Origin of the sequence: Streptomyces cinerochromogenes (assembly GCF_014648635.1) — a bacterium.
GTDB lineage: Bacteria > Actinomycetota > Actinomycetes > Streptomycetales > Streptomycetaceae > Streptomyces > Streptomyces cinerochromogenes.
This window is the reverse complement of record NZ_BMRM01000035.1, coordinates 43,017-50,605: the sequence shown is the minus strand read 5'-3', so window position 1 is coordinate 50,605 and position 7,589 is coordinate 43,017. Positions and strand designations below refer to the sequence as shown.

The 7,589-nt window shown below is 73.1% G+C and carries 6 protein-coding genes; 3 read left to right on the top strand and 3 right to left on the bottom strand.

Annotated elements, in window-relative coordinates:
• Positions 1 to 764, top strand: a 764-nt coding sequence (locus IEZ20_RS38760; protein ID WP_506004970.1) for a phosphoglucose isomerase-related protein, incomplete at its 5' end; no start/stop codon positions are given.
• A gap of 61 nt (positions 765 to 825) precedes the next feature.
• On the opposite strand, the gene IEZ20_RS38755 is transcribed toward IEZ20_RS38760, so the two are convergent.
• The 3 genes from IEZ20_RS38755 to IEZ20_RS38745 are packed head-to-tail and all read right to left on the bottom strand — an operon-like array spanning position 826 to position 4,429.
• On the bottom strand, positions 826 to 3,126 hold the full coding sequence (locus IEZ20_RS38755) for an FtsX-like permease family protein (protein WP_229896495.1): 2,301 nt from the start codon (positions 3,124 to 3,126) through the stop codon (positions 826 to 828).
• Positions 3,127 to 3,128: 2 nt separating this feature from the next.
• Positions 3,129 to 3,926 carry an ABC transporter ATP-binding protein gene (locus tag IEZ20_RS38750; protein ID WP_229896494.1) on the bottom strand — a complete coding sequence of 266 codons (798 nt, stop codon included), beginning with the start codon at positions 3,924 to 3,926 and terminating at the stop codon, positions 3,129 to 3,131.
• Positions 3,923 to 4,429: a PadR family transcriptional regulator gene (locus IEZ20_RS38745; protein ID WP_189307724.1), complete on the bottom strand. Its 507-nt coding sequence runs from the start codon at positions 4,427 to 4,429 to the stop codon at positions 3,923 to 3,925. Before IEZ20_RS38745 ends, IEZ20_RS38750 begins: the two co-directional genes overlap by 4 nt.
• Positions 4,430 to 4,552: 123 nt before the next feature.
• On the opposite strand from IEZ20_RS38745, the gene IEZ20_RS38740 reads away from it, so the two are divergent.
• The gene (locus IEZ20_RS38740) at positions 4,553 to 5,824 is read left to right on the top strand and encodes an ABC transporter substrate-binding protein (protein ID WP_189307722.1); all 1,272 of its coding nucleotides are present in this window, start codon (positions 4,553 to 4,555) and stop codon (positions 5,822 to 5,824) included.
• A gap of 147 nt (positions 5,825 to 5,971) precedes the next feature.
• A complete protein-coding gene (locus tag IEZ20_RS38735) occupies positions 5,972 to 7,582 on the top strand; it encodes a glycoside hydrolase family 13 protein (RefSeq protein WP_189307721.1) in 1,611 nt (536 codons plus the stop codon).
• Positions 7,583 to 7,589: the final 7 nt, after the last annotated feature.

Here is a 7,589-nt window from a genome sequence, read left to right as displayed (position 1 = left end):
TCGACGGGTTCCGGATCGTCGACGACCACTTCCGCACCGCGCCCGCCGAGGCCAACGCGCCGCTGCTGCTGGGCCTGCTGGGCATCTGGTACGACAACTTCCACGACGCCCAGTCGCACGCCGTGCTGCCGTACAGCCACTACCTCTCCAGGTTCACGGCCTACCTCCAGCAGCTGGACATGGAGTCCAACGGCAAGTCCGTGCAGCGGGACGGCCGGCCGGTGGAGTGGCAGACCGGACCGGTGGTGTGGGGCACCCCGGGCACCAACGGGCAGCACGCCTACTACCAGTTGATCCACCAGGGCACCAAGCTGATCCCGGCGGACTTCATCGGCTTCGCCGAGCCGGTCGCCGAGCTGAGCGAGGAGCTGAAGGCCCAGCACGACCTGTTGATGGCCAACTTCTTCGCCCAGACCCAGGCGCTCGCCTTCGGCAAGACGGCGGAGGAGGTCCGCGCGGAGGGCGTGCCCGAGGAGCTGGTCCCGCACAAGACCTTCCAGGGCAACCGGCCGACCACCACGATCCTCGCCCGGAAGCTGACCCCGTCGGTGCTCGGCCAGCTCATCGCCCTCTACGAGCACAAGGTGTTCGTCCAGGGCGCGGTGTGGAACATCGACTCCTTCGACCAGTGGGGCGTGGAGCTGGGCAAGGTCCTCGCCAAGCGCGTCGAGCCCGCGCTCACCGAGGGCGCCGACGTCCCCGGCCTGGACGCGTCGACCAAGGCGCTGGTCGCCACGTACCGGGAGCTGCGCGGCCGGAGCTGACCCGCCACCGGCCGCCGTCGGCGCCCGGCGACCTGGATTCCGGCTCCGCCTGACGCCGGGTTCAGGCCACCGCGCTCAGCGTGTCCGCGAGGCGTCGGCGGGCCGCGCGGGACGCGGGCAGGGTGGCCAGCGCCGCCGCTCCCAGCACGGCGGCCGTGCCCAGGAGGAGCAGCAGACCGGGGGAGGGGGACTGGGCGATTCCGGCACCGATGCCGCTGGAACCGCCCTGGGCGTCGATCAGCCGGCGGGCCAGCGGCAGCCCCAGCGCCGTACCGGCGACGGCCGCGGCCAGGGCCGTACAGCTCGTCGCCGTCACGGTGATCGCGGTGATCTGCCGCGGGGACATGCCGATCGCCCGGAGCGCCAGCACGTCCCGCTCGCCCTCGCGGACGCTGCCGCCGATCGCGGTGAGCAGCTCGACCAGCCCGATGAGGGCCAGCACGGCGATCAGTCCGGCGACGACACCGCGCAGCGGGGAGAGCCCGTCGGCGGGGTTCGTGACCGGATGCACCTCCAGGTGGCCGCGGTCGGCCGAGGCGAGCGCGGCGGCCACGCGGTGCGGGTCGGCGCCCGGGCGCAGCCGCAGTTCGTAGAAGGCCGGGGCCAGCTGCGGGTCGTTCTCGCGGAGGGTGTCCAGGGAGGTGGTCACCACCCGGCCGGCGTTGCGCGGTTCGAGGGCGCGGCCGACGATGTGCAGGATCTGCGGCCGGTCGCCCACCGTCATCCGCACCCAGTCGCCGACCCGGGCGTGCAGCAGGTCGAGCAGGCCCTGGCCGGCCACCGCCTCGTCCGGTCCCCGGGCGGCGCGGCCCTCGGCGAGGGCGTAGGGGTAGGGCTCGGCGCGGGTGCCGATGCCGCGCAGGGCGATGGTGCCGGTCTGGCCGGGGACCAGCGCGGCCACCTCCACGCCCGGGTAGGCGGCGCCGACCCGGGGATCACCGGTCAGCACGGTCCGTACGCCGGAGGGGTCCAGGGCGCCGTCCGAGCGGACGGTGAGCGCCGTCGGCAGCCCCACCCGTTCGGGGCTGCTGTGGAGACGGTCGAGGGTGGTCCAGGCGCTGAGCGCCACGACGATGAGCACCAGCGGCAGGGTCAGCCGGGCCACGGAGGCCAGGGACCGGCCGCGACCCGCGAACGCCTTGTGGCAGCCGAGGACCAGCGCGGCCGGCAGCCGCAGGCCGAGGGCGAGGCGGGCCGGCCCGGTCAGCCGGCCGCCCCCCGGCGCGGCCGGGCGCGGTACCGGAACCGGGGGCACCCGGCCCGCCCGCCAGGCCGCGAGCCCCGTGGTCAGGCCGATGAACAGCACCGCGCCCGCCGGTACCGCGCACAGCGCCAGGGTGTGCCCGGGCAGCCCCTGCCACACCCCCACCGCGTCCCCGAGCCGCCCCGGGATCCGGCTGCCCAGCCCCTCGGTGAGGGCCGCGGCGGCCACGGCACCGAGCAGGGCGTACGCCAGGTGCTGGAGAAGGAAGATCCGTACCACCTGGCCGGGTGTGAAGCCGATCGCCTTCAGCACCGACAGGTCCCGCAGATGCCCGCGGATCCGGGTGGCGATCGCGCCGTGCACCGCGAACCCGGCGGCGATCAGGGCGCCCAGGCCGAACAGCCCGAGCACCTGGCCCAGCAGCCGGCCCGCACCCTGGGCCTCCGCCCGGGCCTGCTGCCAGGTGGAGACCTCGCCGACAGCGCCGGCGCCCAGCACGGTGACGGCGCGCTGGACGGCGTAGTCCGTGTCGGCCGGATCGCCGAGCCGCAGCCCGATGACCTGGCCGGCCGGGGTGCGCACCGCCGACGGCAGCGCCCACACCAGTCCGGGCTGCTCGCCGGGGCGGTACGGGGGTTCGGCGCTGTCCGCGACGCCCTCGACGGTGAGGGTGCGGGCGGTGCCGGGCAGGGTCAGGGTGTCACCGGGCTCGGCCAGCAGGGCGCGGGCCAGGCTGCTCTCCAGCACCACGCCGTCCGGCGCGGCCGGATCCAGCCAGCGCCCGGCGGTGAGCAGGGGCCGGCCGACGGAGGGGAGGTCCGGGGTGCCGCGCAGTTCCACGGCGGCACGGGTGCCGCGGGCGGCGACGGTGGCGGACTCGGTGCGGTAGGGGCCGGCGACGGAGCTGACGCCGTCGAGCCGGGCCAGCTTCCCGGCGTCGGCGGACCGGGCGGTGTGCAGCCACACATGGGCTCCGCGCGCTTCGGCGAAGGTCCGCTCCCAGGGGTTCGTGGCATAGCCGAACAGGGCGGTGGCCAGCAGCAGCGAGGCGACGATGCCGGCGGTCGCCAGCACCAGGAACAGCGCCTCGCCGCGGTGGGTGCGCAGGTCGGAGTGGGCCCAGCGCAGGGTGGCTCGTACGTCCCTCAGGTCCAGCACGGTCAGTCCCTCAGCTCCAGCACCCCGGAGATGCCGCCACGGCGGGGTGCCGGGGTGCCGTCCAGGGTCGCGTCGTCGGCTATGCGGCCGTCGAAGAAGCTGATCACCCGGTCCGCGGCGCTGGCCAGCCGGGCGTCGTGGGTGACGAGGACGATGCTCTGGCCGCGTCCGTGGAAGCGGGTCAGCAGCCGCATCACCTCGCGGGTGCCCTTGCTGTCGAGGCTGCCGGCCGGCTCGTCCGCGAGCAGCAGCGGCGGATGGTTGACCAGCGCCCGGGCGAGCGCGACCCGCTGCTGTTCGCCGCCGGACAGCTCGCCCGGCATGCTGCGCTCCTTGCCCTCGAGGCCCAGCTCGGCCAGGAGCGCCTCCCGCTCGGCGCGGGCCTTCTTCGGCGGGACGCCGGCCAGCAGGGCGGGCAGTTCGACGTTGTCGGCGACGGACAGGTTCGACACCAGGTTGAAGAACTGGAAGACGAATCCGATGGCCTTCCTGCGCTCCACCGCCCAGCGGGCCTCGCTGAAGGAGTCGGTGCACCGGCCGTCGAGCCAGACGCTGCCCCGGTCCGGCCGCTGCAGTCCGCCGAGCAGGTGCAGCAGCGTGGACTTGCCCGCCCCGGACGGCCCGGTGATCGCCACGAACTCGCCCCGGGCCACGCTCAGGTCCACCCCGCGCACGGCGTGCGCGGGCGCACCCTCGCCGTGGTGGGTCTTGACCAGGCCCTCGGCCCGCAGAACCGGAGTGCCCTCGGCCCGCGGAACCGGAGTGCCCTCGGCCCGCGGAACCGGAGTGTCCTCGCTCATTCCAGTTCCTCCTGGCACCGCTCCAGCCAGTCGAGGTCGGCCTGCAGGTGCAGCATCGCGCCCTCGATCAGCAGGTGGGCGATTCGGTTGTCCCGGCTCTCGGCCGCGGCCAGCTTCGACAGGTTGCGCATGGTGTTGAGGTACTGGCGCCGCTGTTTGTTGATGAGGGCGATCTGGTCGGCGAGACCGGTCTGCGGGGCGAGGGCGAGCTTCATGAAGAACTCGTCCCGCACCCGCGGCTCGTCCTCGGTCTCCTCGAACCAGGCGCGCAGCGCCTCACGCCCGGCGTCGGTGAGCTGGTAGACCTTCTTGTTGGGCCGGCTGGACTGCTCGACGTCCTCGCCCTCGATCAGCCCGGACTTCTCCAGGCGGCCGAGGGTGACGTAGATCTGGCCGACGTTCGGCTGAGGGTACGCGGCGCCCAGCAGTTGCTCAAGGTCCTGCTTCAGCTCGTAACCGTGGGCCGGGCCACGGGCGAGGAGTGCCAGGAGGTGCAGGCGCACTCGTGCTGTCCTCCTGTCTGCTCCATGTGCTCCACGCCCTAGTATCGCGCATACCTAACAGGTATACATGGCCTCTGTCCCCGGGCGAGGGTGCCCGGGGTGCCGGTGTACAGGGAGGAACCTATGCGGTGGATACGCACCGCCGGTAGGGGCCTTCTCGTTCTCGTCGTGATCCTGGCCGGGTACGTCGCCTCCGGCGCCCGTGCCGACGAGGCCGGCCGGGGCGGTCGCGGCCCGCTCACCCTGGCCACCGCCGGCGACCTGACCGGCTACCTCGGCCCGCTGCTCCAGGGCTGGAACCGCACCCATCCCGGCGAGCGGGTCACCCTGGTCGAGCTGCCGGACTCCGCCGACGAGACGCACGCGCAGATGACGACCGACCTGCGCGGCGGTGACCGGGGCCGGTTCGACGTGCTGAACATCGACGTCGACTGGACCTCCGAGTTCGCGGCGGCCGGCTGGATCCGTCCGCTGCCCCGTGACCGCTTCCCGCTGGACAGCTTCCTGCCGCCGGTCGTGGACACGGCGACGTACGACGGACGGTTGTACGCGGTCCCGTATGTCACGAATGCCGGACTTCTCCTGTATCGCAAGGACATTCTCGACAAAGAGGGCGTGTCTCCGCCGCACACCTGGGCCGAGCTGGAGCGCGATGCGAAGACGCTCGCGCCGAAGTACGGACTCGACGGGTACGCGGGCCAGTTCCTGCCGTACGAGGGCCTCACCGTGAACGCGGCCGAGGCGGTGTACTCGGCGGGCGGCACCATCCTCGGCGGCGAGGGCACTCGTGTCACCGTCGACTCGGCCGCGGCCCGCGAGGGCATCGGCTTCCTCGCCCGGGGCGTCCGCGAGGGCTGGATCCCCAGGCGGGCGCTGACGTACAAGGAGGAGGAGTCCAAGCAGGCCTTCCAGGACGGCAGGCTGCTCTTCCTGCGCAACTGGCCCTATGCCTACGCCGTCGCCTCGGAACCGGGCTCGAAGGTCGCCGGGAAGATCGGCGCCGTACCGCTGCCGGGTCCCCATGGACCGGGGACCAGTGTCCTCGGCGGGTCCAATCTCGCGGTCAACGCCCATGCCCGGCACCCGGACTCCGCCGCGCGTCTGATCGCCTATCTGACCAGCGCGCCCGTGCAGCGCCAGGTGCTCACCCGGGGCGCGCTGCCGCCCGTGCGCGCCGCGCTGTACGAAGACCCCGTGCTGACCGGGCGGTTCCCGTATCTGGCGACCCTGCGCACGGCCGTCCTCACCGCCCGGCCGCGCCCCAAGAGCCCGCACTACGACCAGGTCAGCCTGGCCGTGCAGGCGGTCGTGCAGGACGCGCTCACCGGGCGCCAGACGCCCGGGCAGGCCGTGCGCCGGCTGGCGCGCGAACTCGACGCCATCGCCCACCGATAGGCCGCTCTCTAGTTACTTGTTAAGTAACGCGGACATCTCAACTGGCATCTGAATGCCCCGGTGAGTCCGAATTTGTCTCCCCAACTCTCCGGTAACCACTGTTCTTTTCGTTGACACAGTCGCGACACGCCTACCTAACATGCATGCATGTTGAGTAAGTACCACTGGTGGCGGGACGCCGTGATCTACCAGGTCTACGTCCGCAGCTTCCTGGACAGCACCGGCGACGGCATCGGTGATCTCGCGGGCGTCCGGGCCGGACTGCCGTACCTGAAGAAGCTCGGCGTCGACGGGATCTGGCTGAGCCCGTTCTACCCCTCGCCGCAGCACGACCACGGCTACGACGTGGCCGACTACCGCGACGTCGACCCGGTCTTCGGCGACCTCGCCGAGTTCGACCTGCTGATGGCGGCGGCCCGGCGGCTCGGCATCAAGGTGCTGCTCGACATCGTCCCCAACCACTGCTCCAGCGAGCACCCGTGGTTCCGCGAGGCCCTGGACGGCGAGCCCGGCAGCCCGGCCCGCGCCCGCTTCCACTTCGCCGACGGCCGCGGCCCCGACGGCAGCGAGCCGCCCAACAACTGGCACGCCATGTTCGGCGGCCCGGCCTGGACCAGGGTCGCCGACGGCCAGTGGTACCTGCACATGTTCACGCCCGAGCAGCCCGACTGGAACTGGCGCAACCCCGAGATCCCCGACGAGTTCGACCGCGTCCTGCGGTTCTGGCTGGACCGGGGCGTGGACGGCTTCCGCATCGACGTCGCCGCCGGCCTCTTCAAGCACCCCCGGCTGCCCGACTCCGACGACCCGGAGGCCGACGCCCGCACCCGCGACTCGGTCAACCCGCTCGCCTGGAACCAGCCCGAGGTGCACGAGGTGTGGCGCCGCTGGCGCTCCATCTGCGACGAGTACGCCGACCGGGACGGCCGCGAACGCCTGCTCGTCGGCGAGGTCTCCGTCCCCACCGCCCGCGAACACGCCCTGTACGTCCGCCCCGACGAACTCCACCAGGCCTTCTTCTTCGACCTGCTCGGCGCCCCCTGGGACGCCGACGCCTTCCACAAGGTCATCTCCGAGGCCATGCAGGACATCGCCGGCACCGGCTCCACGGTCACCTGGGTCCTCAACAACCACGACCAGGTCCGCACCGTCACCCGCTACGGCGAACCCGCCCCCGGCGGCAGCGGCCTCGGCGCCGCCCGCGCCCGCGCCGCCGCGCTGCTGATGCTGGCGCTGCCCGGAGCCGCGTACATCTACCAGGGCGAGGAACTGGGCCTGCCGGAGGTCGTCGACCTGCCCGACGACGTGCTCACCGACCCGATCTTCCGGCGCACCGGAAGCCGCGCCCGCATCCGCGACGGCTGCCGGGTGCCGCTGCCCTGGTCCGGGCAGGCCTCCCCGTTCGGCTTCACCTCCGGTGCGGAGGGCGCCAAGCCCTGGCTGCCGCAGCCCGACTACTTCGCCGAGTACGCCACCGACCGTGCCCTCGCCGACACCCGCTCCTTCTGGCACCTGTACCGGGACGGCCTCCAACTGCGCAAGTCGTTGCCGCAGTTGGGGGAGGGCCCGCTGGAGTGGCTGGACAGCCCGCCGGGCGTCCTCGCCTTCACCCGCGGCGACGGCCTGGTCTGCGCCGTCAACTTCGGTACGGCGGGCGCCCCCGCGCCCGTCCCCGGCACCCCCCTGCTCTCCAGCGGCCCCTGCCCGCCCGGCGTCCTGCCCGGCGCCACCGCGGCCTGGTGGCTGAACGACCTCTGATCACCCC

Bases quoted from the DNA above. Each gene is read 5' to 3' on its own strand.
- IEZ20_RS38750 (WP_229896494.1), bottom strand. From the start codon at position 3,926: ATGAGCGAGGACACTCCGGTTCCGCGGGCCGAGGGCACTCCGGTTCCG.
- IEZ20_RS38740 (WP_189307722.1), top strand. From the start codon at position 4,553: ATGCGGTGGATACGCACCGCCGGTAGGGGCCTTCTCGTTCTCGTCGTG.
- IEZ20_RS38735 (WP_189307721.1), top strand. From the start codon at position 5,972: ATGTTGAGTAAGTACCACTGGTGGCGGGACGCCGTGATCTACCAGGTC.